Below are 390 nucleotides of genomic sequence, written 5' to 3'. Positions count from 1 at the left end.
AGGTTCAGGCGGAAAGGCTCGCAGAGCGCTTCTTCCAGTTCGAACTCGACGACATCGAACGCGAGTTTCCCTTCGCCGACGACGAAGGTGAATTTCAGGTCCCTTTGACGCATGGATCGTTCCTTGTTCCTGGCGGGCGGTTCCTCCCCCATCCGTTGGAGAAGCGAGCCCCACGTTACTCTTGCTCAGCCGCTGCCGAAAGTCTTGGCTCGGTGTCTATTTCGCGAAGTAGCGGACATTTTCGGCTCGACGGAGAACCGGCCGTACAGGTGTACGACCGGTGTGCCTGTCAACTCACCCTGCGACCGGCGAGCGCCAGTCGTCGGAACCGGAGGTGCCGGAGACTTCGTGGGTCCAGGTGATCTTGCGGTAGGTGAAGTGCACGTCTTC

Annotated in this window: 1 protein-coding gene and 1 pseudogene; both read right to left on the bottom strand. The window is 60.0% G+C overall.

Annotated elements, in window-relative coordinates:
- Positions 1-113: hypothetical protein (locus ACTJJX_RS35135; RefSeq protein WP_374334245.1), on the bottom strand; the 113-nt coding region annotated here is incomplete at its 3' end.
- A 181-nt stretch (positions 114-294) separates the two neighbouring features.
- Positions 295-390 (bottom strand): annotated as a pseudogene (locus ACTJJX_RS35130) (Hcp family type VI secretion system effector); the annotation flags it as partial.

Source organism: Pseudomonas sp. 22490 (assembly GCF_052044465.1).
GTDB lineage: Bacteria > Pseudomonadota > Gammaproteobacteria > Pseudomonadales > Pseudomonadaceae > Pseudomonas > Pseudomonas aeruginosa.
This window is presented reverse-complemented; position numbering and strand designations above follow the sequence as displayed.